At 61.4% G+C, this 25460-nt stretch carries 22 protein-coding genes; 12 read left to right on the forward strand and 10 right to left on the reverse strand.

Annotation, left to right across the window (positions count from 1 at the left end; all coding sequences use genetic code 11):
- Window positions 1-216: 216 nt before the first annotated feature.
- Window positions 217-522, reverse strand: coding sequence for a hypothetical protein (locus JFT58_RS11545; protein WP_054899072.1), 306 nt, complete (start codon window positions 520-522; stop codon window positions 217-219).
- 457 nt (window positions 523-979) lie between these two features.
- Here JFT58_RS11545 and JFT58_RS11550 point away from each other — a divergent pair, with 457 nt between their 5' ends.
- Both JFT58_RS11550 and rmuC read left to right on the forward strand, forming a co-directional pair.
- Window positions 980-1303: a hypothetical protein gene (locus tag JFT58_RS11550; RefSeq protein WP_034128342.1), complete on the forward strand. Its 324-nt coding sequence runs from the start codon at window positions 980-982 to the stop codon at window positions 1301-1303.
- 175 nt (window positions 1304-1478) lie between these two features.
- Window positions 1479-2843 (forward strand): DNA recombination protein RmuC, encoded by a 1365-nt coding sequence (gene rmuC / locus JFT58_RS11555; RefSeq protein ID WP_169918249.1) that lies wholly within the window; start codon window positions 1479-1481, stop codon window positions 2841-2843.
- Between the two features lie 109 nt (window positions 2844-2952).
- Here rmuC and JFT58_RS11560 read toward each other — a convergent pair whose 3' ends face one another.
- The 3 genes from JFT58_RS11560 to JFT58_RS11570 all read right to left on the reverse strand — a co-directional run bounded on the left by JFT58_RS11560 (window position 2953) and on the right by JFT58_RS11570 (window position 7534).
- The gene (locus tag JFT58_RS11560; protein ID WP_054899071.1) at window positions 2953-6423 is read right to left on the reverse strand and encodes a hybrid sensor histidine kinase/response regulator; all 3471 of its coding nucleotides are present in this window, start codon (window positions 6421-6423) and stop codon (window positions 2953-2955) included.
- Window positions 6424-6542: 119 nt separating this feature from the next.
- The gene (locus JFT58_RS11565) at window positions 6543-6926 is read right to left on the reverse strand and encodes a YbaN family protein (RefSeq protein WP_019818414.1); all 384 of its coding nucleotides are present in this window, start codon (window positions 6924-6926) and stop codon (window positions 6543-6545) included.
- 20 nt (window positions 6927-6946) lie between these two features.
- Window positions 6947-7534 (reverse strand): UPF0149 family protein, encoded by a 588-nt coding sequence (locus JFT58_RS11570; RefSeq protein WP_034128344.1) that lies wholly within the window; start codon window positions 7532-7534, stop codon window positions 6947-6949.
- A 276-nt stretch (window positions 7535-7810) separates the two neighbouring features.
- Here JFT58_RS11570 and recQ point away from each other — a divergent pair, with 276 nt between their 5' ends.
- Both recQ and JFT58_RS11580 read left to right on the forward strand, forming a co-directional pair.
- Window positions 7811-9940 (forward strand): DNA helicase RecQ, encoded by a 2130-nt coding sequence (gene recQ, locus JFT58_RS11575; RefSeq protein WP_054899073.1) that lies wholly within the window; start codon window positions 7811-7813, stop codon window positions 9938-9940.
- A gap of 121 nt (window positions 9941-10061) precedes the next feature.
- Window positions 10062-10496, forward strand: coding sequence for a MarR family transcriptional regulator (locus JFT58_RS11580; RefSeq protein ID WP_198834385.1), 435 nt, complete (start codon window positions 10062-10064; stop codon window positions 10494-10496).
- 130 nt (window positions 10497-10626) lie between these two features.
- On the opposite strand, the gene JFT58_RS11585 is transcribed toward JFT58_RS11580, so the two are convergent.
- On the reverse strand, window positions 10627-12816 hold the full coding sequence (locus tag JFT58_RS11585) for a patatin-like phospholipase family protein (RefSeq protein ID WP_096143469.1): 2190 nt from the start codon (window positions 12814-12816) through the stop codon (window positions 10627-10629).
- An 83-nt stretch (window positions 12817-12899) separates the two neighbouring features.
- Between JFT58_RS11585 and JFT58_RS11590 the strand changes: the two genes are divergently transcribed.
- Window positions 12900-13187, forward strand: a complete 288-nt coding sequence (locus JFT58_RS11590; protein ID WP_014719371.1) for a SelT/SelW/SelH family protein — start codon at window positions 12900-12902, stop codon at window positions 13185-13187.
- A 2-nt stretch (window positions 13188-13189) separates the two neighbouring features.
- Here the strand turns inward: JFT58_RS11590 and JFT58_RS11595 are convergent, their stop codons facing one another.
- Window positions 13190-14071, reverse strand: coding sequence for a DMT family transporter (locus tag JFT58_RS11595; protein WP_054898654.1), 882 nt, complete (start codon window positions 14069-14071; stop codon window positions 13190-13192).
- A gap of 100 nt (window positions 14072-14171) precedes the next feature.
- The gene (locus JFT58_RS11600) at window positions 14172-14921 is read right to left on the reverse strand and encodes a helix-turn-helix domain-containing protein (RefSeq protein WP_054898653.1); all 750 of its coding nucleotides are present in this window, start codon (window positions 14919-14921) and stop codon (window positions 14172-14174) included.
- 137 nt (window positions 14922-15058) lie between these two features.
- On the opposite strand from JFT58_RS11600, the gene JFT58_RS11605 reads away from it, so the two are divergent.
- Window positions 15059-15868, forward strand: a complete 810-nt coding sequence (locus JFT58_RS11605; protein ID WP_054898652.1) for a UDP-2,3-diacylglucosamine diphosphatase — start codon at window positions 15059-15061, stop codon at window positions 15866-15868.
- 179 nt (window positions 15869-16047) lie between these two features.
- Here the strand turns inward: JFT58_RS11605 and JFT58_RS11610 are convergent, their stop codons facing one another.
- From JFT58_RS11610 to phhA, 3 genes are all read right to left on the reverse strand, one after another.
- The gene (locus tag JFT58_RS11610; protein ID WP_054898651.1) at window positions 16048-17241 is read right to left on the reverse strand and encodes an amino acid aminotransferase; all 1194 of its coding nucleotides are present in this window, start codon (window positions 17239-17241) and stop codon (window positions 16048-16050) included.
- Window positions 17241-17597, reverse strand: coding sequence for a 4a-hydroxytetrahydrobiopterin dehydratase (locus JFT58_RS11615; RefSeq protein ID WP_003192995.1), 357 nt, complete (start codon window positions 17595-17597; stop codon window positions 17241-17243). The genes JFT58_RS11610 and JFT58_RS11615 overlap by 1 nt, the downstream gene beginning before the upstream one ends.
- 98 nt (window positions 17598-17695) lie before the next feature.
- Entirely contained in the window at window positions 17696-18487 is a 792-nt protein-coding gene (gene phhA, locus JFT58_RS11620) for a phenylalanine 4-monooxygenase (RefSeq protein ID WP_054898650.1), read from the reverse strand.
- A 256-nt stretch (window positions 18488-18743) separates the two neighbouring features.
- On the opposite strand from phhA, the gene JFT58_RS11625 reads away from it, so the two are divergent.
- The 6 genes from JFT58_RS11625 (at window position 18744) to flgJ (ending at window position 25459) form a co-directional block, all read left to right on the forward strand.
- Window positions 18744-20309: a sigma-54-dependent phenylalanine hydroxylase transcriptional regulator PhhR gene (locus JFT58_RS11625; protein ID WP_003192990.1), complete on the forward strand. Its 1566-nt coding sequence runs from the start codon at window positions 18744-18746 to the stop codon at window positions 20307-20309.
- Window positions 20310-20741: 432 nt separating this feature from the next.
- Window positions 20742-21482: a flagellar basal body rod protein FlgF gene (locus JFT58_RS11630; protein WP_003192988.1), complete on the forward strand. Its 741-nt coding sequence runs from the start codon at window positions 20742-20744 to the stop codon at window positions 21480-21482.
- A 62-nt stretch (window positions 21483-21544) separates the two neighbouring features.
- Complete coding sequence (gene flgG / locus JFT58_RS11635; RefSeq protein WP_003192986.1) at window positions 21545-22330, forward strand: flagellar basal-body rod protein FlgG; 786 nt, start codon at window positions 21545-21547, stop codon at window positions 22328-22330.
- Window positions 22331-22383: 53 nt separating this feature from the next.
- A complete protein-coding gene (flgH, locus tag JFT58_RS11640) occupies window positions 22384-23079 on the forward strand; it encodes a flagellar basal body L-ring protein FlgH (protein ID WP_034126774.1) in 696 nt (231 codons plus the stop codon).
- A 6-nt stretch (window positions 23080-23085) separates the two neighbouring features.
- Window positions 23086-24195, forward strand: coding sequence for a flagellar basal body P-ring protein FlgI (locus tag JFT58_RS11645; RefSeq protein ID WP_161793221.1), 1110 nt, complete (start codon window positions 23086-23088; stop codon window positions 24193-24195).
- 4 nt (window positions 24196-24199) lie between these two features.
- A complete protein-coding gene (flgJ, locus tag JFT58_RS11650) occupies window positions 24200-25459 on the forward strand; it encodes a flagellar assembly peptidoglycan hydrolase FlgJ (protein ID WP_054898649.1) in 1260 nt (419 codons plus the stop codon).
- Window position 25460 lies beyond the last annotated feature (1 nt).

Raw genomic sequence — 25460 nt, forward strand, 5'->3', positions numbered from 1 at the left:
CAGGTTGGTTCGGTCAGAGTATTGGAACTTCGCGCCACCCTTTGCTTGTTCAAAGGCAGTGTCGTCGCAAGGAATACCTGGAAACCATCGAGGTGGCCGATCCCATGTGGTTCAGGGGACGTATTCGACCAGAATTGACTTTCAGCTTGGTACTAACGCCGCGGATAGTAACGGATTGAAACAGGGAAGGGAAGGCCGATTGCAAAAAAACTTCGATCAGCCGCCGAGCAACTCGCGATAGACCAGTACGGTCATGGACGCGGCCAGGGCGCACCCCAGCCCATAGGCGGCGAGCGTCAATCGCAAGGACTGGCCGGTCTCGATCATGTGGATCACTTCGCGCATGTCATTGATCTTTCCGTCACTGAGTTCGATGCACAGGACCACGGCGGTAAAGGCGGCTGACAGCAAGATAGCAATGGCGAACAGTGCGCCGTCCGGAGAGGGGAGCGCGGCATTGATTTCCAGGGAGATCGCGCAGATGGCCAGTAGCAGCCCGGCGAATAACAGAATTCCTTTCATCGGCCCTACTGGTTTGCATTGTCGGTGGCGCAGTGTGGCGAGCCGAGGCGGATTTGAAAAGCCCTCGGGTTTGCCCGGTCAGTAACATGTTTAACCGGTGTTGAATCAAAAAACGCCGCCGATATAACCAGTCGATCGGGACTTGTGCACATTTGTGGCCAAGGGTGTAACCCTGCTGTCACTGGTGTGCAAGTGCGCCCATTTGCCTGTAATCAAAATTTAAGTCAATGAAAAATCTCGCTTTTTTTTATTGGTGAAAAAATCGTCAGTTTGACTGCGGCCCCCGTTCCATGGGGCTTTGCGCCTGTTCTAGGGGGGTTGTCCACTGAGTTATCCACAGCTTCTGTGGATTGTCCCGAGCGCTTGCTCTAGGACGGGCGTGCACGGTTTTTTCAGCTTTACCTGTACGAAAAAAAGAGTAGAGTGGCGCGCCTTCCGTTCTGCCCCACAGTGCTTTATGAAGTTTCGCTCAGTATCACCTTCTGTTACCGACACGCCCCAAACTGTTACCGCACCCAAGCGTTTTTCCTTGAAGGTCGCATTGTGGCTGCTCGACAGCCCGCGCCTGGGGCAGAGCACCAATATCAAGCATCTCGCCGGACGCTTGCTCAAGCAGCCCGCCCGCGAAGGCGTGGTGGCCGCTCAGAGCCGTCTTGGCCAACTGATGTGCCGCGAGTGCGGAAATGCCCGTGACCGGCGCATCGGCCACGATTTGTTGCGTTCGGCTGCTCGCGCCGGCGACCGTCGCGCCCAGCGCGAACTGGGGCAGGTCGAAGACTGAGCTGTCCTCCGGCCTTAGGCTTGGTTAACCTTGATCTTTTTCGGTGATGGCAGAAATGGCTATGGTGTTTGACTGGACCAGTATCGCCTTGGGTCTTGTGGGCGCAGCCGTGCCGCTACTGGCGCTGTGCTGGCAACTCCAGCGGCGCCTGACCGCACGCACCACCGGCTGGGAGTTGCTGGAGGAGCGCCTGGCGACCGCACAACTGGCCCAGGAAGGGCTCGCCGCGCAACTGGACGCCAGTCGCGATGAGATCAGTGACCTCAGCCAGGCCAATGCCGCCAAACAAGCCGACCTGGCGGCGCTGCGCCGTGAAGTCGAGTTGTTGCAGATCGACCGCGATAACGCCCGCGATGCCGCGCACGCCTGGAACCTCGACCGCAGCGCCAAGGAAACCGAACTGCGTCGCCTTGACGCCTTGGCCGCTGCCCTGAGCGCCGAATTGCGCGAGCAGCAAGAGAGTCATCAGCAACGACTCACCGACCTGCAAGGCTCACGAGACGAACTGCGTGCGCAATTTGCCGAGCTGGCCGGCAAGATCTTCGACGAGCGTGAGCAACGCTTCGCCGAAACCAGTCAGGAGCGGCTGGGCCAACTTCTGGACCCGCTCAAGGAACGTATCCAGTCCTTCGAGAAGCGTGTCGAAGAAAGCTATCAGAACGAAGCCCGTGAGCGCTTTTCCCTCGCCAAAGAGCTTGAGCGCCTGCAGCAATTGAACCTGCGTCTGTCGGACGAAGCCACCAACCTGACTCGCGCCCTCAAGGGCCAGAAAACCCAGGGCAACTGGGGCGAGTTGATTCTTGAACGGGTGCTGGAGCACGCGGGCCTGGAGAAGGGCCGTGAGTACCAGACCCAGGTCAGCCTCAAAGGCCCGGATGGCGAGCGTTTCCAGCCCGACGTGCTGATCATGTTGCCGGGCGACAAGCAGGTGGTGGTCGACTCCAAGGTCAGCTTGACCGCCTATCAACAGTACGTTGCGGCCGATGACGAGGTGATTGGCCAGGCCGCCTTGAAGCAACACGTGCTGTCCCTGCGTAATCATGTCAAAGGCTTGGCCGGCAAGGACTACAAGCGCCTGGAGGGTTTGCACAGCCTGGATTTCGTCCTGCTGTTCGTACCGATCGAGGCTGCCTTTTCTGCGGCATTGCAGGCCGAGCCCAACCTGTTCCAGGAAGCCTTCGACCGCCATATTGTAATCGTCAGCCCCACGACCTTGCTCGCCACCCTGCGCGTGATCGACAGCCTGTGGAAGCAGGAGCGCCAGAGCCAGAACGCACGGGAAATTGCCGAGCGTGCCGGTTGGCTGTATGACAAGTTCGTGCTGTTTATCCAGGACCTGGACGAAGTGGGCAACCGGCTACAACAGTTGGACAAGGCCTACAGCGCGGCGCGCAACAAGCTGACGGATGGGCGTGGGAACCTGGTCAGCCGTACCGAGCAACTCAGGTTGCTCGGTGCCCGCGCCAGCAAGAGCTTGCCGGCGGATCTGCTGGAGCGGGCGATGACCGATTCGGATGGCGTGGCGCATCTCCCGGAATAAATACGGGGCTAAATTGTAGGAGCGAGCTTGCTCGCGAAAAACTCATAGGCGCCGCGTTTATTCAGGAAACACGCGTTATCATTGACGTTTTTCGCGAGCAAGCTCGCTCCTACAGGGGCAAATGCCTGCTCAATAGCGCCCGCAGCGCCGCCGGCTTCACCGGCTTGGCCAAGTAATCCAACCCCGCCCCATGCACCTCGGCCACCATCTCCGGTCGCCCATCGGCACTGATCACTACGCCGGGAATCGGCTCGGCCAGTTGCGCACGCAGCCAGCCCATCAACTCGGTACCGGTTTCGCCGTGGTCCAGGTGGTAATCCACCAACGCCAGTTGCGGGCGGATACCCTCGGCCAGCAATGCCGCGCATTCGGCCTGGTTGGCGGCCGTCCAGACTTCACAGCCCCAGCGCGTGAGCAGGCTGCGCATGCCGATCAGGATGCTGTCTTCGTTATCCACACACAGCACGCGTGCGCCACTCAAGGGCAGGCCGGTTTCTGCGGGCGCCTTGGGTTGCACGCTGGTCTGGTTACGGGCCAGCGGCACGCACACGCTGAAGACGCTGCCTTTGCCCGGCCAGGAGCGCACGCTCAGGCGATGGCCCAGCACGCGGCACAGGCCGTCGGCAATCGCCAGGCCCAGCCCCAGGCCCTTTTCGGCACGGGTCTGGTGACTGTCCAGGCGCTTGAACTCTTCGAAGATCACCTTTTGTTTATCGGGCGCAATCCCAGGCCCGCGATCCCAGACCTCCAGGCAGAGTTCGCCCTTGCGACGACGTACGCCCAGCAGCACCGGGCCGTCGGCATAACGGAAGGCATTGGTCAGAAAATTCTGCAAAATCCGCCGCAGCAGCTTGATGTCGCTGTCCACTCGCAAACGGCTGCCGCGCCAGCGGAAGCGCAAGTGTTGCTCCTGGGCCAGCGCCTTGAATTCTGCTCCCAGGGTGTCGAACAGCTCGTTGAGAACAAAGGGCTGGCGTTGTGGGTTGATCTTGCCGTTTTCCAGGCGCGAAATGTCCAGCAAATCGCTGATCAGGTCTTCGGCCGAGCGCAGTGAGCTATCCAGATGCTGCACCAACTGCCGTGCCTCGCCGGACAGGCCATCGGTCTGGTGGGAAAGGGCGGCGGAAAACAGCCGCGCAGCGTTCAGCGGTTGCATCAGGTCATGGCTCACGGCCGCCAGGAACCGCGTCTTCGACTGGCTGGCGGATTCGGCCACGCCCTTGGCGTCGGTGAGGGCCACGTTCAGTTGCGACAGTTCATGGGTGCGCTCGGTCACCCGCTGCTCCAGGCCCTCATTGGCCTCGGTCAGCGCTTGTTCGGCTTCGCGGAACGCGGTGATGTCGGTGAAGCTCATGACAAACCCGCCGCCGGGCATCGGGTTGCCGATCAACTCGATCACCCGGCCATTGGGGAACAGGCGCTCGGAGGTGTGCGCACGCCCCTGGCGCATCCAGTGCAGGCGACGCGCCACGTGCACTTGCGCTTCACCGGGGCCACACAGGCCGCGCTCGGCGTTGTATCGAATGATGTCTGCAATGGGCCGGCCGACGCTGATCAAGCCGTCCGGGTAGTTGAACAGTTCCAGGTAGCGCCGGTTCCAGGCCACCAGCTTGAGCGACTGGTCCACCACGCTGATGCCCTGGGTGATGTTCTCAATGGCACCTTGCAACAGAGCGCGGTTGAACTGCAGCACTTCCGAGGCTTCGTCGGCGATACGGACCACGTCCTCCAATTGCATTTCCCGCCCTTCAATCGCCGCTTTCACCACCGCCCGCGTCGATGAGGCTCCGAGTACGCCGGCCAGCAAGCGTTCGGTGTGGGCGATCCAATCGTTATCGGCATTCTGGTTGGGGTTGAAGCCTTTGCCCTGGCGATAGGCGAAGCGAATAAAACTCTGCTGGGCCCGTTCTTCCCCAACGAAGCGTGCCGCCAGGCTGAGCAGGTCGCTGATCTGCACCGACAGCATGGAGCGCGCACTCGCACGCTGGCTGATTTCCTGGCCGATAAAACGGCCTGCCTGCCAGTGCTCGGAAACCCGTGTGCGCGACAGCATCGACACCCACACGAAGAGGGTGAAGTTACCTGCCAGGGAGAACACGGTGCCCAGGGTCAGCGAGGTGACCGACAGCCCGAACGGGTGGGAGTGCATCCATGTCAGGCCGGGGAAAAGGTTGAGCGACCAGCCCAGACTTTTCGCCGTCACTGGCAAGACCAGCGTGTAGAACCACAGGAAAGTACCGGCGGCCAAGCCGGCAAACACCCCACGCCGGTTGGCCTGCTTCCAATAGAGGGCGCCGAGCATCGCCGGGGCCAGTTGGGTCACAGCGGCAAAGGCGATCTGGCCGATGGTCGCCAGGCTGGCGGTGGAGCCCAGCAAGCGGTAGCTCACGTACGCCAGCAGCAGGATGATCACAATGCTCACCCGGCGAACCGACAGCATCCAGTGACGGAAGACTTCGAATGGCCGCTCGGCGCTGGATCGGCGCAACAGCCAGGGCAGCAGCATGTCGTTGGAAACCATGGTCGACAAGGCGATGCTCGCTACGATGACCATGCCAGTGGCCGCCGATGCACCGCCAATGAATGCCAGCACGGCGAGGGCAGGATGGGCCTCGGCCATTGGCAGGCTGATCACATAGGAGTCCGGCAGCACCGAGCTGGGCAACAGCATCTTGCCGCCCAGGGCGATGGGCACCACAAACAGTGCCGCGAGGATCAAATAAGCCGGGAACACCCACTTGGCCAGGCGCAAATCCTGGGGGTCGATGTTCTCCACCACCGTCACATGAAATTGTCGCGGCAGGCAGATGATCGCCATCATGGCGACGCCGGTCTGTACCACCATCGAAGGCCAGTTGATGGTCTCTTTCCAGTATTCCTCAAGGCGCGGGGCGAGCATGGCCTGGCTGAACAGATCGCCGAAACCGTCGTACAAGCCGTAGGTGACAAACGCACCGACGGCGAGAAAAGCGAACAGCTTGACCAGCGACTCAAAGGCAATCGCCAGCACCATGCCGCGGTGGTGTTCGGTGGCGTCGAGGTTGCGTGTACCGAACACGATGGTAAACAGCGCCAATACCAGCGACACAATCAAGGCCGTGTCCTGGGCGCGGGTGCCGGTGGTGTCGGGGCCGGCGCCGATCAGCAGGTTCACGCCCAGCACGATGCCTTTGAGCTGCAGCGCGATATAGGGCAGCACGCCGACCAGGCAGATCAACGCCACCACCACCGCCAGGGACTGGGATTTGCCGTAGCGGGCGGCGATAAAGTCGGCGATTGAGGTGATGTTTTCCTGCTTGCTGATCAGGATCATCTTTTGCAGCACCCAGGGTGCCAGCACCAGCAACAGCACAGGTCCCAGGTAGATCGGCAAGAATGCCCACAGTTGTTCCGCCGCTTGGCCTACGGCGCCGAAGAAGGTCCAACTGGTGCAGTACACCGCCAGCGACAGGCTATACACCCAGGCACGCACGCGCGGCGGCAGCGGCGCATGGCGGCGGTCACCGTAAAAGGCGATGGCAAACATAGTGGCCATATAGGCCAGGGCAACGGCGGCGATCAGCCCGCTGGACAGCGTCATGGTAACTCCGAGCATAAGAACACCCGGGCATTCCAGGCCCGGTTGGACAGTCTCGCATGATGCCTGGTGTTAGTCAGTGTCGACCAAGGTCGTGTGGGATCGAATGTCGCAGGCGGCGCTCAGCGTGGCGGCAGGGTTTTCTGGCGCAGGATGTAGATCGTCACCAGCACCGCACTGGTCAGCATAAAGCCCCGTGCCCATGGCAGTGGTACCAGGTAGCAGGAAATCGAGATGCTCAGCCACATCAAGCCGATGGCGTAGACCTTGCCTTTGAGCGGGATGCCATTGCCGTCCAGGTAATCGCGCACCCAGGGCCCCAGGCGCGGGTGTTCCACCAGCCAGTGGTAGAAGCGCGGGGAGCTGCGAGCGAAGCAGGCGGCGGCGAGTAGCAGGAAGGGTGTGGTCGGCAGTACCGGCAGGAAAATACCGATGACTCCCAGCGCTACGCTTAGCCAGCCGATGGCCAGCAGCGCATAGCGCAGGAGCAGTGGACGGTTGCCCATGGGTTCCACGGGCAAGCGACTCAGTGGTGACGTGGCTTGAGGATCGCCGGTTTTTCGTCAGGCGCGTTGCACAGCAGGTACAGCGCGGTCAGGGCTTCCGGGATCTGCACGATCATGTCGTCCATCAGGTTGGCGTCGGCGGCGATGTCGGAGAACTCTGCCTCCTCTTCGAACAGGCCCGAACCGACCATGATCGGCAGCAGCATTTCGCTGACTTCCTCTTCGGCGGTTTCGAACCAGGCGGCTTCGCGCAGAAATACGCCTTCCATGAAACCGATGCACCAGCCGCGCAGGTCGGAGTCATCCGGATCGTCGCCCAGGTCCAGCTCGCACGGCAGCTCGAACTCTTCGTCGGAGGCCAGTTGGCGCGCGATGTGGGCCTTGAGGGCGATCAGGGTGGATTCGATTTCTTCGCGATGGGCGGCGTCGCTGTAATGAGGCTCTTCAGCGAACAGCGCGTCGATCCATTCACGGTCCGGGACGGGGTCGGAGCAGATCGACAGGGCGGTCAGGTAGCCGTGGGCGGCCACGTAGTCCAGCGCCTCGTCATGCAGCTCATCGGCGTCGAGGAAGGCTTGCAGGCGGGTTAGTTGCTCAGCGAAGGACATTGAAGGGCTACCTTGGGAATAAACGATGCTGAATTCTAGGCTTTCTTGAGCGCCCAGGCCAGCCGCACGGCATATTTGCCCGGTTTTAGCCTGGTGCGTCTATTCGTCAGTCGCGCCCTTTGGTGGATAACGCTCGGGTATACTGCCGCGTTTTGTGATGCCCCTGCAGGCCCAGCGCCAATCCGGGAAAACTTCGCTTACGGATTATTTTTCGTGAGCGCGGATATTTTCGGCCAGCCTGTATTGAGGGATTTCGGCACCATTTTGGAGTTTTACATGCTCGAGCAGGCTCAACGCGTCCTCAAGGACATCTTCGGCTACGACAGTTTTCGTGGCCGCCAGGGTGCGATCATTGAGCGCGTGGCCAGTGGCGGCGATGCCCTGGTGCTGATGCCTACCGGTGGCGGCAAGTCGCTGTGCTTCCAGGTGCCGGCGCTGTTGCGCAATGGCCTGGCCGTGGTGGTGTCGCCGCTGATCGCGTTGATGGACGACCAGGTCGCCACCCTTGAAGAACTCGGTGTCGCCGCCGCGTCGTTGAACTCCACCCTCAGCGCCGAGCAGCAGCGCGACCTGGCTGCACGCATTAAGCGGGGCGAGGTGAAAATGCTTTACCTTGCGCCGGAGCGCCTGGTGCAGCCACGCATGCTGGCCTTTTTGCAGAGCCTTGAGATCGCTCTGTTCGCCATCGACGAAGCCCACTGTGTGTCGCAATGGGGCCACGATTTCCGCCGCGAATACCTGCAGCTTGGCCAATTGGCAGAACTGTTTCCCGATGTGCCGCGTATCGCCCTGACCGCCACCGCCGACAAGCGCACCCGCGAAGAGATCGTCGAGCGCCTGCATTTGCAGAACGCCGAGCGCTTCCTGTCGAGTTTTGACCGGCCCAATATTTTCTACCGCATCGTGCCCAAGGAGCAGCCGCGCAAGCAGTTGCTGGCGTTCCTGTCCGAGCGGCGCAGTGACGCGGGCATCGTGTATTGCCTTTCGCGCAAGAAAGTCGACGAGGTCGCGGCGTTCCTCTGTGAACAAGGCTACCCGGCGCTGCCTTACCATGCCGGCCTGCCCAATGAAACGCGATCAGCGCACCAGAAACGCTTCCTGAACGAGGAAGGCCTGATCATGGTGGCGACCATTGCCTTTGGCATGGGCATCGACAAATCCAACGTGCGTTTCGTGGCGCACATGGATCTGCCCAAGTCCCTTGAGGCCTATTACCAGGAAACCGGGCGTGCCGGCCGCGATGGCCTGCCGGCGGATGCCTGGATGGTCTACGGCCTGCAAGACGTGGTGATGCTCAAGCAGATGCTGCAGAACTCCGAGGGCGACGAGCGCCACAAGCGCCTGGAGCAGCACAAGCTCGATGCCATGCTTTCGTTGTGCGAAGAGACCCGCTGCCGCCGCCAGACCCTGCTGGCGTATTTTGACGAAGACATGCCTGAGCCCTGCGGCCACTGCGATAACTGCATCGACGGCGTGCAAACCTGGGACGCCACCGAACCGGCGCGCCAGGCGTTGTCGACGATCTATCGCACCGGCCAGCGTTATGGCGTGGGCCATCTGGTGGATGTTCTGCTGGGCAAGGACAACGAAAAAATCCGCAGCTTCGGCCACGAAAAACTCTCGGTGTACGGTGTCGGTAAAGCTCGCGCCGAAGGTGAGTGGCGTTCGCTGTTTCGCCAGATGGTTGCCCGTGGGCTTGTCGACATCGATATCGAAGGCTACGGCGCGCTGCGGCTGAATGACAGTTGCCGGCCGTTGCTCAAGGGCGAAGTGAGCCTGGAACTGCGCCGTGACCTCAAGCCGCAGACCACCGCCAAAAGCAGCAGCACCAGCCAGGCCAGCCAACTGGTGCGGGGTGAAGAGCGCGAACAATGGGAAGCCTTGCGCACCCTGCGGCGCAAACTGGCGCAGGAGCACAGCGTGCCACCCTACGTTATCTTCCCCGACTCCACCCTGCTGGAGATGCTCCGCGAGCAGCCCACCACCATGGCCGAGATGGCCCGGGTCAGCGGTGTGGGCGCGCGTAAACTGGAGCGCTACGGCCAGGCCTTCCTGGAAGTGCTCGGCGGTCAGGCCGAAGCGCCGAAGGAAATCGCCGATATTCGCCACGAACTGATCAGCCTGGCCCGTGCCGGCATGACCCCGATCCAGATCGCAGGCCAACTGCAATGCTCGGAAAAAAACGTGTACACCTTGCTTGCCGAAGCCATCGGCAAGCAGCAATTGTCCCTGGAGCAGGCCCTTGATTTACCTGAGGATTTGCTCGGTGAAATCCAGGACGCCTTTCTCGATGGAGAAGGCGAATTGCCAGCTGTCACCGAAATTGCGCCGTTGTTTACCGGGCGTGTTCCGGAAGGCGTTTTGTACTGCGTGCGTGCCGCTTTGCAGTCTGAATTCGAAATTTAGTGTGCCAATTACGACAATGTAACGAATCAGTACATAGCGGGCCTTGCCTATGGGCAGGGCTCATGCTTAGCTGACTAATAATTAGCCATACTTTATTTTCAGTCTTAAACACGAGTTTTTTATGCCGTTAACCGATCAACACCGTTTTGGCATGCAGTTGGCGCAAATGTCGCGAGGTTGGCGCGCCGAACTGGACCGCCGCCTGGCGGGGCTGGGCTTGTCCCAGGCGCGCTGGTTGGTGCTGCTGCACCTGGCCCGTTTTGTCGAAGCACCCACCCAGCGTGAATTGGCCCAAAGTGTCGGCGTGGAAGGGCCTACCCTGGCTCGTCTGCTCGACAGCCTCGAAGGCCAGGGCCTGGTGCAACGCCAAGCCGTGGTAGAAGACCGTCGTGCCAAACGTATCCTGCTGTGCGACACCGCCCAACCGTTGATCGACCAGATCGAAACCATTGCCACGGCGTTGCGCCATGAATTGTTCGTGGGCGTGAATGAAGAAGACCTGCGGGTGTGCATGCAGGTGCATGAGCACATCCTGGCGAACCTGGAAAAGTCCTGATCTGCAAAATGTAGGAGCGAGCTTGCTCGCGAAAAACGCCAACGATAACGCGGGCTTCCTGAATAAACGCGGCGTCTGTGGGTTTTTCGCGAGCAAGCTCGTTCCTACAAAAGTCCTTGGCAATCCTTTCCTAGAACGTCTGGCCCAGGTTCAAGTACACCGCCTTCTGATTATCATCATTGAACCCATAGCTGAAATTCAGCGGCCCCAGTGGTGTATCAAACCCCAGGAAAATACTCGCGGCGTTGATATAGCCGCTGTCGAACTCGTTATCGTTGTTCCACGCCCGGCCCCGTTCCAGGGATGCACCCAGGTACAACGGGAAGTCCAGCGGCAGGTAAGAACGGGGGGTGAGCCTGCGGAAGTACACCGCGCGCATGAGGCTGATGTTCTGTCCCGAAATCGCATCCTGGCGGAAGCCCGACAATTGCCGTGCGCCCCCCAGCAGGAAGCTGGAAATCACCACATCCGAATTATCCAGTGTGCGACCGTAACGACCGCCCAGTATCAAGGTGTCCGGCCCGTGGCTCATGGCCTTGTCCAGCTTGAATTCCCACTGGCGGTAGCGCTGGTCGGAGCCCAGGCCGGGTTCGAACTCGCGAAAGGCCAGGCCGATGTCTTCGCCGCTGTGGGGGAAGTACACGTTGTCCAGGGAGTCGAAGGAATATTTGAGTTCATAGAAGCCTTCGCTGAAGCTCACGCTCGGCAGGTCGCGGTCGCCAATGCGCACGTCCGCCTTGCCCCAGGCTTCGCCCACGCCAAAGCGGATCTCGCCGCTGTTGCCGATCTGCCGGCCCACATTCAAACCAAAGCCATAGCGTTCCAGGCGGTATTCGGAGATGGGGTCGTTGTCCAGGATCAGCTCGACATTCTGTGCCTCGGCCCTGATATAGGGGGCCACAAAGTAGCGTGAGCCGGTGTCCATGGGCTGGTAGAACTCGCTGTAGAGCTCCTGCCGATCACCAATCTGCACCCGTGTGAGCCATTCCGCGCCGAGGCGGTTGATGCCGTTCACACGGTAACTGGCGCCGAGGTTGAAGGCGCTATCACCGCGCATGTCATCCGAGAGGTTCAAGCCCAGTCGCAGGTAGTCGGTGCCGCTGCGCTTGCCGCGTGCGCTGATCACCAGGGTGTTGTCCTGGCCCTTTTTCACTACGCGGTATTGCACCTGCTCGAAGTAATCCAGGCCGTACAGAGTGCCCATGTCCGATTGCAGGCGGCCCAGATTCAAAGGTTCTCCCAGGCCCTGGCGAATGTAGTAGCGGATAACGTCATCGCTGACCTTGGAGTCGTTCTCCACCTGGATCGCGGTGATCACCGGGGTGCGTTCGCCCGGCGTGCGCGCGGCTATCAGGTCGGCGTCGATGGGTTCGGCAGGGCGCAGGTGTGCCAGGCGTACGTCGAGGGCACGGGTGGCGCGGTAGCCAGCGTCGATCATGTCCTTGGCGCGGCCAAAGTCGGTGACGCCATAAGCGGCCAGCGGTGGTTGGATCAACACATCCTTGGGGTTCAGGGCCTTGAGCTGCTCTTCGGAGTTGCGCCGGGTCATCAGGGTGATGGACTGGTTGAGCACATCCACCACGGTTGCCAATTGCTTGCGCGAGCGTAGCGGGGTGCCGATGTCGACCACGATGGCGATATCGACGCCCATCTCCCGCGCCACGTCCAGCGGGATATTGTCGGTCATGCCGCCATCTACCAGCAGGCGGCCATCCAGCTCCACCGGGGCGAACACCGCTGGGATCGACATGCTGGCGCGTATCACCTGGGGCAGGTGGCCTTTGCTGAACACCACTTTTTCGCCGGTGGTGATGTCGGTGGCCACGGCGCGGAATGGGATCGGCAGCTTGTCGAAATTACGTGTGTTGCTGCTGTGGGCGAACATGCTTTCCAACAGCAGTGCCAGGTTCTGGCCCTGGATCACGCCCAGCGGCAGGCCGAGGCTGCCATCGTCGCGGAAACTGAGTTTTTGTTTGACCAGGAAATCCCGGTCATCCTGTTTGCGCCGAAACGGTACGTCTTCACGTGGTGGCGCGTCAGACAGGGCCTGCTGCCAGTCGATACCCAGCGCCAACTTCTCCAGCTCGTCGATCTTGTAGCCTGACGCGTACAACCCGCCAATCACCGCGCCCATGCTGGTGCCGGCAATCGCATCGATATGAATACCTTGCTCTTCAAGCGCCTTGAGCACACCGATATGCGCCAGGCCACGGGCAGCCCCGCCGGACAGCACCAGACCGATTTTCGGGCGGGGGGCTTCTACCGCGTCGGCAAGTAGGGGGACAAGGCACAGGAACAGGCAAGACAGCAGGCGGCGCATCATCAATCTCGTGGCTGGGCGACAAAGGCCGCTATTATAGCCACCCGATTCGCTGAGCCTGTTACGCCAGGAGCCGCTTAATGATGTCTGCATGCAAACCCGAGATCGTTATCACCTATTGCACCCAGTGCCAGTGGTTGCTGCGCGCCGCGTGGCTGGCCCAGGAGCTACTCAGCACCTTTGCCGATGACTTGGGGCGCGTGGCACTGGAACCGGCCACCGGCGGAGCCTTTCGCATTACCTGCGATGGCGTGCAGATTTGGGAGCGCAAGGCCGATGGCGGTTTTCCCGAGGCCAAGGTGCTCAAGCAGCGAGTGCGCGACCAGATCGACCCCCAGCGCGACCTCGGGCATAACGACCGTACCGTCTGAAGTCAGGCCGGCGCCGGTTGCTTGGCCTGGCTGGCGCTGCCCATCAGGCCGGAGAGCACGATGGCGACGATGATCAAGGCGCCGCCCAGCAGCATGCGCAGGGTCGGGGTTTCGGCAAACAGCAGCCAGGCCACGGTGATGCCGTAGACGGGCTCCATGGCAAACACCACCGAAGCGGTGCGCGCCTTGATTACGGCGAGGCTGGCGACAAACAGGCTATGGGCGAGGCCGGTACAAAACACCCCCAGCAGCCCGATCCACAGCCAATCTATCCCTCGCACATCCGCCAACCCCGGCGCGGCCACGGGCAGCAGGCACGCGGCGACCACGACGTTCTGGCACAGCGCGGCCTGTACCGCTGGAATGCGCCCGGAACTGGCGCGATTGTTCAGCGACAACAACGAGAACAACAGGCCCGAGGCGATGCCCCACAGCAGGCCGCCCGTGGCTTCGCTGGCGAGATTGAAATCCGGGGTCACAAGCACCAGGCCAACGGTGACCAGCACCACCAGCAGCACTTCATTGGCCCGAATACGCTCGCGGAAAATCAGCCCCTCAAGGATCACCGTAAAGGCCGGAAAGGCGGTGAACCCCAAGGTCGCCACGGCCACGCCGGCGACTTTAACGGCGATAAAGAACGTCACCCAATGGGCAGCCAACAACACGCCGCTGACCAGCAGCCGGCGCCAGTCACGCATCTCCAGTTTTTTCCAAGGAGCGTTGCTGGCAAAGCGCGCAAATACCGCCAGCGCCAGCACGGCAAACGCCGCCCGGCCAAATACGATGATGGCGGGGGAGGCCGCCGCCAGCTTGCCGAACACGCCGGTGAGGCCAAACATCAATGCGCCGATATGCAGGGCGCCGAGGGCTGAGCGGGGAGTCATTGCGATCCTTGATCCAACAGGGGGTGACAGCCTCGCAGTCTAGAGGGTTGGCGGGTGGGCGTCTGTCGCGGGTGGGGTGATTTTTAGCGCAAGACTCTTGCTAGCCCGCTCGACGCAATGCACCGGGCGAGGCGCCAAACGCCCGAAGCATGGCGGCGCAAAATGCACTTTGCGAGGCGTAGCCGACGCGCTCGGCAATCTCGCCGATGGGTAGGGAGGTTTCGCGTAAAAGCCTGAGCGCCAAGTGCAAGCGGCGACTGCGTAGATAGTCCATCGGCGTTTGCCCGCACTCCGCCATGAACCGCGCATGCAGGCGCGGCACGGACAAATCGGCAATCCGCGCCAGGTCGGCCACCTGGAGCGGACGCGCCGCATGGCGCTCGATATGGCTATTTAACGCGGCATAAGGCAGACGCCGGCCAGGCAGCGGTTGAGCCTGAGGGTGGTTGAGGCTGGCCAGTAACAACACAGCGCCTTGCTGGACGATCAGCGGGTCGTGCACCGGGCTTTGTGCCAGCCACTGCACCAGTTGGTGTTGCCGAGCATCCAGCGCGAGGCGCGCGGGTTGGTCGAGCAAGCGGCGGCTGGCATCGGCATGTTCGCCCAAGGATTGCACCACCCAGTGCTCGGTCGGCACATCCAGCACCAGGCAGCGGCTGCCATCGCGGCTGATGCAGGCGTGGTGGGCGGAGAAGGGCAGCACCATCACGCTGCTTTCGCGTACCTGGCTGCCACGGCCATCGACTTCCAGGTCCAGGTGCCCGGAAAGGCCGAACACCAACTGCGCATGGTCATGGCTGTGGGCAATGGGCGCTTCGAGGTAGTGGCGTAGCGTGAGGGTCGGGCTCATCGCGGTCTCCAGGGCGGCAAGCCGTCAGTCTACAACGCTTGGCGGGCCGCGGGCGCTGTCATCAGACTGACGCACACTTGTCATGGGCTATTAATCGCCAAGGCGCAAGCTCGCCAAAACAGCGTCGAGGGATGCCCATGACCCGTGCCGAGTTCACCAAGCCCAGCCGCAAGCAACGGGTGCGAACCCTGTGGATTTCCGACGTGCACCTGGGCACTCGGGATTGCCAGGCCGAACACCTTTCGCACTTTCTCAAGGGCTACCACGCCGACAAGGTCTACCTGGTCGGTGACATCATCGACGGTTGGAAACTGCGCGGCGGCATGTATTGGCCTCAAGCCCACACCAACGTGATCCGCCGCTTGCTGACCATGGCCAAGCGTGGCACCGAGGTGATCTATGTCACCGGCAACCATGACGAGTTCCTGCGTCGCTATTCCAAGCTGATCCTGGGCAATATCCAATTGGTCGATGAGGCTGTGCACGTCACCGCCGATGGCCGCCATTTGCTGGTGATTCATGGCGACCAGTTTGATGTGATCACGCGCTATCACCGCTGGCTCGCTTTCCTCGGCGACTCGGCCTACGAGTTCACCCTGACGCTGAACCGCTGGCTGAACCACTGGCGTGCGCGGTATGGCTACGGTTATTGGTCGCTGTCGGCGTACCTGAAACACAAGGTCAAGACGGCGGTGAGTTTTATCAGCGATTTCGAAGAGGCGATTGCCCACGAGGTGACCAAGCGGGAATTGCACGGGGTGGTGTGCGGGCATATTCACCATGCCGAGATTCGCAAGGTGGGCGAGGTGGATTACCTCAACTGCGGGGACTGGGTGGAGTCGTGCACGGCCTTGATCGAGCACTGGGATGGGCATATCGAGTTGTATCGGTTGGCGGATGCGCAGGCCAAAGAAGCAATGCTAAAGGCCGAAATGGTCGCTGGCTGAACCTGTGGCGAGGGAGCTTGCTCCCGTGACGGCCTGACAGCCGACGCTGATCTACCTGACACCCCACGATTCAAATGTGGGAGCGGGCTTGCCCGCGATGGCGGCGGGTCAGGCAATTAATCTGCAACTGAACCACCGCCATCGCAGGCAAGCCAGCTCCCACAGTTAATCCTGTTGCTTCAGTTGGAGACGTCGGCGATGGCTTGAGCCAGCAACGTCAGCCTCGTCGCATCAACCCCAGCCACGTTAGCCCGCCCCGAACTGACCATATACACACTGTGCTTCTCGCGCAGTTGCTTGACCTGCTCGGCACTCAAGCCGGTATAGGAAAACATCCCACGCTGCGCGCCGATATGTGCGAATTTCTCGGCCAGGCCATGGGGCACAAGCGCTTCCACCAACCCGGAACGCAAATGGGCGATCCGCGAGCGCATGGCCTCGACTTCCTCGCTCCACTGCTTTTTCAACTGTGCATCACCGAGGATGGTCGCCACCACGGCGGCACCGTGATCCGGCGGCGTCGACCACAGGTTGCGCGCGATATTCGCCAGTTGGCTACGTACATTGGTGAGCTTTTCAGCATCCGCCGCACAGACGATCAATGCACCCACGCGGTCGCGATACAGGCCGAAGTTCTTCGAGCAGGAGCTGGTGATCAGCACTTCCGGCAGCTCGGTGGCAAACAGGCGTACCGCCCAGGCGTCCTGCTCCAGGCCATCGCCAAAGCCCTGGTAGGCGAAGTCGATCAGCGGCAGCAACTGGCGTTCACGCACGATCTGCAAGACCTGGCGCCAGTCATCTTGGGACAGGTCAAAGCCGGTCGGGTTATGGCAGCACGCGTGCAGCAATACCACGTCGCCCTTGGGCACGCTGGACAGGGTTGCCAGCATCGCCGTCACATCCAGGCGGTTGTCGCTGCCCACGTAAGGGTAATGGCTGACCTTGAGCCCGGCCTTGGCAAAAATGGTTTCGTGGATCGGCCAGGTCGGGTTGCTCAGCCACACGCCACGGCCCGGCAGGCTGTGGGCGATAAAGTCGGCACTCAAGCGCAGGGCGCCGGTGCCGCCTGGGGTTTGTGTGGCGCCAGCGCGGCGGTCACGCAGCAAGGCCGAGTCGGCGCCTAGCACCAGTTGGCTGATCAGGCTGCCGAAGGCTGCATCGCCATGGCCACCGATATAGGTCTTGGTCACTTGCGTGTCGACCAGGCGCTGTTCCGCCAGTTTCACCGAGTGAGGAATCGGCGTCAGGCCTTGGTCGTCCTTGTAGACACCTACGCCCAGGTCGAACTTGTTCGGGTTGGCGTCCTGGGTATACAGGTCCATCAGCCCGAGGATCGGGTCGCCGGGCACGCGGTCGATGGCATCGAAATGCATTACTTGCGGCCCTCGGCGGTCTTGGCCACTTCGTCGGTGCGCGCGGCCATGATGAAGTCGTTGCGGTGCAGGCCCTTGATGGAGTGGCTCCACCAGGTCACGGTGACTTTGCCCCACTCGGTGAGCAGGCCTGGGTGATGGCCTTCGGCTTCGGAGATTTCACCCATGGCGTTGGTGAAGGCCAGGGCGAATTTGAAGTTCTTGAACAGGAAAACCTTTTCCAGCTGCATCACGCCGTCGCGCACTTCGATGTTCCAGTCAGGGATCTGCTTGATCAGCACCGGCAGTTCTTCATCGCTGACTTGCGGGGCATCGGCGCGGCAGGCTTCGCAGTGGGCTTGGTTCAAGGTGGTCATGGAAGGTGTCCTGAATTCGAATGATTGAAGGTCAGTGGCGTTACCCTAAAGCAACGCGGGGCCAGGGAACAGACTCACCTGGCCTTAAAACGCAAGGTTCACGCGGCTTTGGGCTTGGGTGGGAATTTCGGTGCGTGCAGACCCAACTGCATACCGCGCTCCACCATGCCCATGATGTCCTCCTGCGCCACGTCGAACAGGCGCTTGAGCTCGGGCAATACGAAGTACAAAGGTTGCAGGATGTCGATGCGATAGGGGGTGCGCATCGCTTCCAGCGGATCAAATGCCTGGTGCTCGGGCTCGTCCGACAGGCAATACACACTTTCTTTAGGCGACGACAGAATGCCGCCACCGTAGATACGCCGGCCCTGGGGCGTGTCCACCAGGCCGAACTCGATAGTCATCCAGTACAGGCGTGCCAGGTACACCCGTTGCTCCTTGGTGGCCGCCAGGCCGAGCTTGCCGTAGGTGTGGGTGAATTCAGCGAACCAGGGGTTGGTCAGGAGCGGGCAGTGGCCAAAGATCTCGTGAAAAATATCCGGCTCTTGCAGGTAGTCCAATTCTTCACGGGTGCGAATAAAAGTCGCCACCGGAAACTGCTTGCTGGCCAGTAATTCAAAAAAGGTCTGGAAGGGGATCAGCGCCGGCACGCGGGCGACTTGCCAGCCGGTGGTGTCGGCCAGCACCTTGTTGATTTCGCTTAACTGGGGAATGCGGTCCAGAGGCAGGCCGAGCTTGTCGATACCGTCCAGGTATTCCTGGCAGGCGCGGCCCTCGATCACTTTCAATTGGCGAGTGATCAGGGTGTTCCACACCGCATGTTCTTCTGGCGGGTAGTGGATAAAACCTTGCGCATCGGGCTCGCGGGCCACGTAGTGCGTCTGCTTCATACGGCTCTCCTGCTAGGCATTCGTTCTTGTTATGTCCTGGGATGCTCCTATTGATAACCGGATAGGCGCCGGATTCCATCAGCCTTAACGGACTTGTGTAGGAAAAATTACCGATTATCGTAAAGTATTCGTTACGACAGGCCCGCTCGTCGCAGCTATGGGCTGGGAAAAGCCACCCCGCTGTCACATAATCTTGACGACTATCTGCGCCCAGCGACAAAAAGCCGCGGCGCCTACTCCCTTTTCGAGTCTTTCCATGCGTATCAAAGTGCACTGCCAAAACCGCATCGGCATCCTGCGGGACATCCTCAACCTGCTGGTGGAGTACGGCGTCAACGTCGCCAAGGGCGAAGTCGGCGGCGAGCACGGCAATGCCATCTACCTGTTCTGCCCCAACCTGGTGAACATGCAATTCCAGGCGTTGCGCCCGCAGTTCGAGGCGATTGCCGGGGTGTTCGGGGTCAAGCGGGTAGGGCTGATGCCCAGCGAGCGGCGGCATATGGAGCTCAATGCGTTGCTCGGCGCCCTGGAATTCCCGGTGCTGTCCATTGATATGGGCGGCTCCATCGTGGCTGCCAACCGTGCGGCGGCGCAGTTGCTTGGCGTACGGGTAGATGAAGTGCCGGGGATTCCCCTGTCGCGTTACGCCGAGGATTTCGACCTGCCGGAACTGGTGCGCGCCAGCAAATCGCGAATCAATGGCCTGCGGGTCAAGGTCAAGGGTGACGTATTTCTGGCGGACATCGCGCCCCTGCAATCCTCCGAGCACGATGACAGTGAAGCCATGGCCGGCGCCGTGCTCACCCTGCACCGTGCCGACCGGGTCGGTGAGCGTATCTATAACGTGCGCAAGCAAGAGCTGCGCGGTTTCGACAGCATCTTCCAGAGCTCCAAGGTCATGGCCGCAGTGGTGCGTGAAGCGCGACGCATGGCGCCGCTGGATGCGCCACTATTAATAGAAGGCGAAACCGGCACCGGCAAGGAGCTGTTGGCCCGGGCCTGCCACTTGGCCAGCCCGCGGGGGCAGTCGCCGTTGATGGCGCTCAACTGCGCGGGGTTGCCCGAGTCGATGGCCGAGACCGAACTGTTTGGTTATGGCCCCGGCGCATTTGAAGGGGCGCGGGCGGAAGGTAAGTTGGGCCTGCTTGAGCTGACGGCGGGCGGTACCTTGTTCCTCGATGGCGTGGGAGAAATGAGCGCGCGCTTGCAGGTCAAGCTGCTGCGCTTTCTGCAGGACGGTTGTTTTCGCCGGGTGGGCAGTGATGAAGAGGTGTACCTGGACGTGCGGGTGATCTGCGCGACCCAGGTAGATTTGTCGGAACTCTGCGCCCGGGGTGAGTTTCGTCAGGACCTTTATCATCGGCTGAATGTGCTGTCGTTGCATATCCCGCCGTTGCGCGAATGCCTGGATGGCCTTGCGCCGTTGGTCGAGCACTTTCTCGACCAGGCCAGCCGGCAGATCGGTTGCCCACTGCCCAAGCTGGCACCTGCGGCCATGGACAAGCTCAGCCACTACCACTGGCCGGGCAACGTGCGGCAGCTGGAAAACGTGTTGTTCCAGGCGGTGTCGTTGTGTGAGGGCGGTACGGTCAAGGTTGAGCATATTCGTCTGCCGGACTATGGCGTGCGCCAGCCGCTGGGTGATTTTTCCCTGGAGGGCAGCCTGGAGGATATCGTCGGGCGCTTTGAAAAGGCGGTGTTGGAAAGCCTGTACGCCGAACACCCGAGCAGTCGCCAGTTGGGCAAGCGTCTGGGGGTGTCGCACACCACCATTGCCAACAAACTGCGTGATTACGAAGTGCTCAAGGCCGATCGTAGTTAAAACGGTGGGAGCTGGCTTGCCGGCGATAACAGACTGTCAGTTGGCATATCAGTGCCTGCCCAACCGCTATCGCAGGCAAGCCAGCTCCCACATTGGTTGGGTATTGCCCACGGCATCAGCGCCCGGCATCAATCCCCTGTGGGAGCGGGCTTGCCCGCGATGGCGGCGTGTCAGTCAATGAGTCTGTCACTGAACCACCGCTATCGCAGGCAAGCCGGCTTTGATCTGTACCGGATTTAAGGCCGGTGTTTGCCGCAGGCGGCAGTAGTCCGCCGTTTTTTCGACTGTTTCTCCTCTACCAATTTCACACGCCTCCACGAAACCCCCGCCGCGCCTGGGTTTGCGCCTCTTTTAAAAAGTTGGTTCGCAAATTGCTTAAGCCTCCTCAGTACAGCGGTGGGCGGCAAGCGTCCGTCAGAAAGAGGATAGAGCGTGGACAAGTACCTTTATGTGGCAATGACCGGCGCCAGCCAGAATGCACTGGCGCAGAAGGCCCATGCCAACAATCTGGCGAACATTTCCACCAACGGCTTCCAGCGCGACCTGGAACAGGCGCGTTCGATGCCGGTGTTCGGTGACAGCTTTCCGGCGCGGGCGTTTGCCATGACCGAACGTCCGGCTACCGACTTTTCACCGGGCGCGATGATCGAGACCGGTCGCGACCTGGACGTAGCCGTCAGCGGCGACGGCTGGATGGCGGTGCAGACCCCCGATGGCGGCGAAGCCTACGTGCGCAGCGCCAGCATGAACGTGGATGCCCTGGGTGTGCTGCGTGCCGGCAACGGTATGCCGATCATGGGCAACGGTGGCCCCATCGCCGTGCCGCCCCAGCAGAAAATCGAAGTGGGTTCGGACGGCACCATCAGCATCCGTGCCATGGGCGAAGGTCCGCGGGTGATGGCGGAAGTGGACCGTATCAAGATGGTCCAGCCTGACCTCAAGAACATGACCAAGGGCCTGGACGGCACCATCCACACCAAGGATGGCCAACCGGCCCAGGCCGACGCGAACGTGCGGCTGACCTCGGGTTTCCTGCAGGCGAGCAACGTCAATGCCGTGGAAGAAATGACCGCAGTGCTGGCGCTGGCCAAGCAGTTCGAGCTGCACATCAAGATGATGAACAGCGCTAAAGAAGACGACCAGGCCATGACGCGCGTCATGCAGATGAGCTGATCCAAGCCCATTAACTAATTTGCAACGCAGCGCCAACCATCCGGCGCACGAAGGAGAACAGCATGCTTCCGGCTCTATGGGTTGCCAAGACAGGCCTGTCCGCCCAGGACACCAACCTGACGACCATTTCCAACAACCTGGCAAACGTGTCGACCACGGGCTTCAAACGTGACCGCGCCGAGTTCCAGGACTTGCTCTATCAGATCAAGAAGCAACCGGGCGCCCAATCGACCCAGGACAGCGAACTGCCGTCGGGCCTGCAACTGGGTACCGGTGTGCAGATCGTCGGCACCCAGAAAAACTTCAGCGCCGGCAACCTGCAGCAAACCGGCCAGCCCCTGGACATGGCGATCAACGGCCGGGGCTTTTTTCAAGTGCTGCAACCGGATGGCACCACTTCTTACACCCGTGACGGCACCTTCCACCTGGACTCCAACGGCCAGATCGTGACCGCCAACGGTTTCGCCCTGGAGCCTGCTGTCGTGGTGCCGCCCGACGCCAAGACCTTCACCGTCGGCAACGACGGCACCGTGTCCATCACCGTCGCTGGCAACCCAGCGTCCCAGGTGATCGGCAACCTGCAAACCGCCGACTTCATCAACCCGGCCGGCCTGCAGGCCATGGGCAACAACCTGTTCCTGGAAACCGCCTCCAGTGGCGCGCCGCAAATCGGCACCCCTGGCTTGAACGGCTTCGGCACCACGCTGCAAAGCACCCTGGAAACCTCCAACGTCAGCACCGTTGAGGAGATGGTCAACATGATCACCACCCAGCGCGCCTACGAGATGAACTCCAAGGTGATTTCCACCGCCGACCAGATGCTTTCGTTCGTTACGCAGAATCTGTAATCAAGTCTATGGGGCGCCCTTGAGGGTGCCTGCAACACCGTGAGGTTAGGGTCATGAATCGCTATGTTTGTGTGTTGGCATTGAGTGGGATCGCCGTGCTTGCGGGCTGTGTCGCCCCCACGCCAAAGCCCAATGACCCGTACTACGCGCCGGTGTTGCCACGCACACCGCTGCCTGCGGCGGCCAACAATGGCTCGATCTACCAGGCCGGTTTCGAGCAGAACCTGTACAGCGACCGCAAGGCGTTCCGGGTCGGTGACATCATCACCATCACCCTGAACGAGAAGACCCAGGCCAGCAAGAACGCCAACTCGCAGATCGGCAAGAACAGCAAGACCAGCATCGGCCTGACCTCGCTGTTCGGCGGCGGCCTGAACACCAACAACCCGCTGGGCGGTGGTGACCTGAGCCTGGACGCCGGCTACAGCGGCGACCGCGCCACCAACGGCAAGAGCGCGGCCGGGCAGGGCAACAGCCTGACCGGTTCGATCACCGTGACCGTCGCCGATGTATTGCCCAACGGCATCATTGCCGTGCGCGGTGAAAAGTGGATGACCCTCAACACCGGCGACGAGCTGGTGCGCATCGCCGGCATGGTCCGCGCCGATGACATCTCCACCGACAACACCGTGCCGTCGACGCGCATTGCCGATGCACGCATTACCTACTCGGGCACCGGTTCGTTTGCCGATGCGAGCCAGCCGGGCTGGTTCGACCGCTTCTTCCTCAGCCCGCTGTTCCCTTTCTAGGTGGCCATTTTGAAGTTCAAACAGCTGATGGCGATGGCGCTTTTGCTGGCCTTGAGTGCTGTGGCCCAGGCCGAGCGCCTGAAGGATATCGCCAGTATTTCCGGCGTGCGCTCCAACCAGTTGATCGGCTATGGCCTGGTCGTGGGGCTCAACGGCACGGGTGACCAGACCACCCAGACGCCGTTCACCCTGCAAACCTTCAACAACATGCTCTCCCAGTTCGGCATCAAGGTGCCGCCAGGCTCGGGCAACGTGCAGTTGAAGAACGTCGCGGCGGTGTCGATCAGCGCCGATCTGCCCGCGTTCGCCAAGCCGGGGCAGGTGGTGGACATCACCGTGTCGTCCATGGGTAACTCCAAGAGCCTGCGCGGCGGCACCTTGCTGATGACGCCGCTCAAAGGTATCGACGGCAACGTCTACGCCATCGCCCAGGGCAACCTGGTGGTCGGCGGTTTTGACGCCGAAGGCCGCGACGGCTCGAAGATCACCGTCAACGTGCCGTCGGCCGGGCGTATCCCCGGTGGCGCCACGGTTGAACGCACCGTGCCGAGTGGTTTCAACCAGGGCAACAGCCTGACCCTGAACCTCAACCGCTCCGACTTCACCACCGCCAAGCGCGTGGTCGACAAGATCAACGACATGCTCGGCCCTGGCGTGGCCCAGGCCATCGACGGCGGCTCGGTTCGCGTCACTGCGCCTTTGGACCCAAGCCAGCGCGTGGACTACCTGTCGATTCTGGAAAACCTTGAAGTGGACCCAGGCCAGGCCGTGGCGAAAGTCATCATCAACTCGCGCACCGGCACCATCGTGATCGGCCAGAACGTCAAGGTCTCGCCAGCGGCGGTAACCCACGGCAGCCTGACGGTGACCATCACCGAAGACCCGATCGTCAGCCAGCCTGGGCCGTTGTCCGGTGGCCAGACTGCCGTGGTCCCACGCTCGCGGGTCAATGCCCAGCAAGAAGCCAAGCCGATGTTCAAGTTCGGCCCCGGCACCACCCTGGACGAGATTGTCCGTGCGGTGAACCAGGTGGGCGCTGCGCCCGGCGACTTGATGGCGATCCTCGAAGCTTTGAAGCAGGCCGGCGCGTTGCAAGCCGACCTGATCGTGATCTGAGGCCATGGCCATGGATATGCGCAAGAGCGGCATCAGCAGCACGGCGGACTCGGGGTCTTACTCCGACCTGAACCGGCTTAACCAGCTCAAGGTCGGTGACGACAAAAACAGCGAAGGCAACCTGCGCAAAGTGGCGCAGGAATTCGAGTCGCTGTTTTTGAACGAGATGCTCAAGTCCATGCGTTCGGCCACCGAGGCCCTGGGCAAGGACAACCCGCTGAACACCCCGGCCGCCAAGCAGTACCAGGAAATGTACGACCAGCAACTGGCAGTGTCGATGTCGCGCGAAGGTGGCGGTATCGGCCTGGCCGATGTGCTGATGCGCCAGATGCAGAAGAACAAGCCGGTGGAGGCCCAGGCCGCCACCTTGCAAGGCCCGGCGGCGGACGCGCCGGTGAAGAAAGTCGATGTGCCGACCGAGATTGCCGCCGGTACCCAGGCCGAAGGCCCGTTGGGCCGCTCCAATGGCCAGCGGCCTTTGTGGGCGTATCGCGTGGCCGTGCCTGAGGGCGCCAGCACCCATGCCAACGACATGGAACTGATGAACCAGCGTCGTATCGCCTTGCCCAGCAAGCTGGCCGACCGCCTGCTGGCGGGTATCGTGCCGAACGCTCCGGTCGAAGCCAAATCCGCGCCCCTGCGTAACAGCGCTGCCGACGACACGGTCATCAACAGCAGCACGCGTAGCTTTGCCGTGCCGAGCGGGCGCATGCAGGTGTATGGCCGCGCCATTGCCCAGCCACCGCTGGCGCCGGCCAAGAAAGCCTTCAGCTCCCAGGATGAATTTGTCGCCACCATGTTGCCGATGGCCAAGGCCGCTGCCGCACGGATTGGTATCGACCCCAAGTACCTGGTGGCCCAGGCGGCACTGGAAACCGGTTGGGGCAAATCAGTCATGCGTGCCGAAGACGGCAGCAGCAGCCACAACCTGTTCGGCATCAAGGCCGGGCAGAGCTGGCAGGGTGGTCAGGCCCGGGCGATCACCAGCGAGTTTCGCGATGGGGCGATGGTCAAGGAAACGGCGCAATTCCGTTCCTACAGCTCCTACCAGGACAGCTTCCACGACCTCGTGACCCTGCTGCAAAGCCATGATCGCTATAAAGAAGTTGTGAAATCAGCCGACAACCCGGAACAGTTTGTACGCGAGTTGCAAAAAGCCGGTTATGCAACCGACCCGGATTACGCCAGCAAGATTTCGCAGATCGCAAAAAACATGAACAGTTACCAGAACTACGCTGCCGCTGGCGCAACCACACATTTATAAG

The sequence above is a fragment of the Pseudomonas sp. MF6767 genome (genome assembly GCF_016405475.1).
GTDB lineage: Bacteria > Pseudomonadota > Gammaproteobacteria > Pseudomonadales > Pseudomonadaceae > Aquipseudomonas > Aquipseudomonas paracarnis.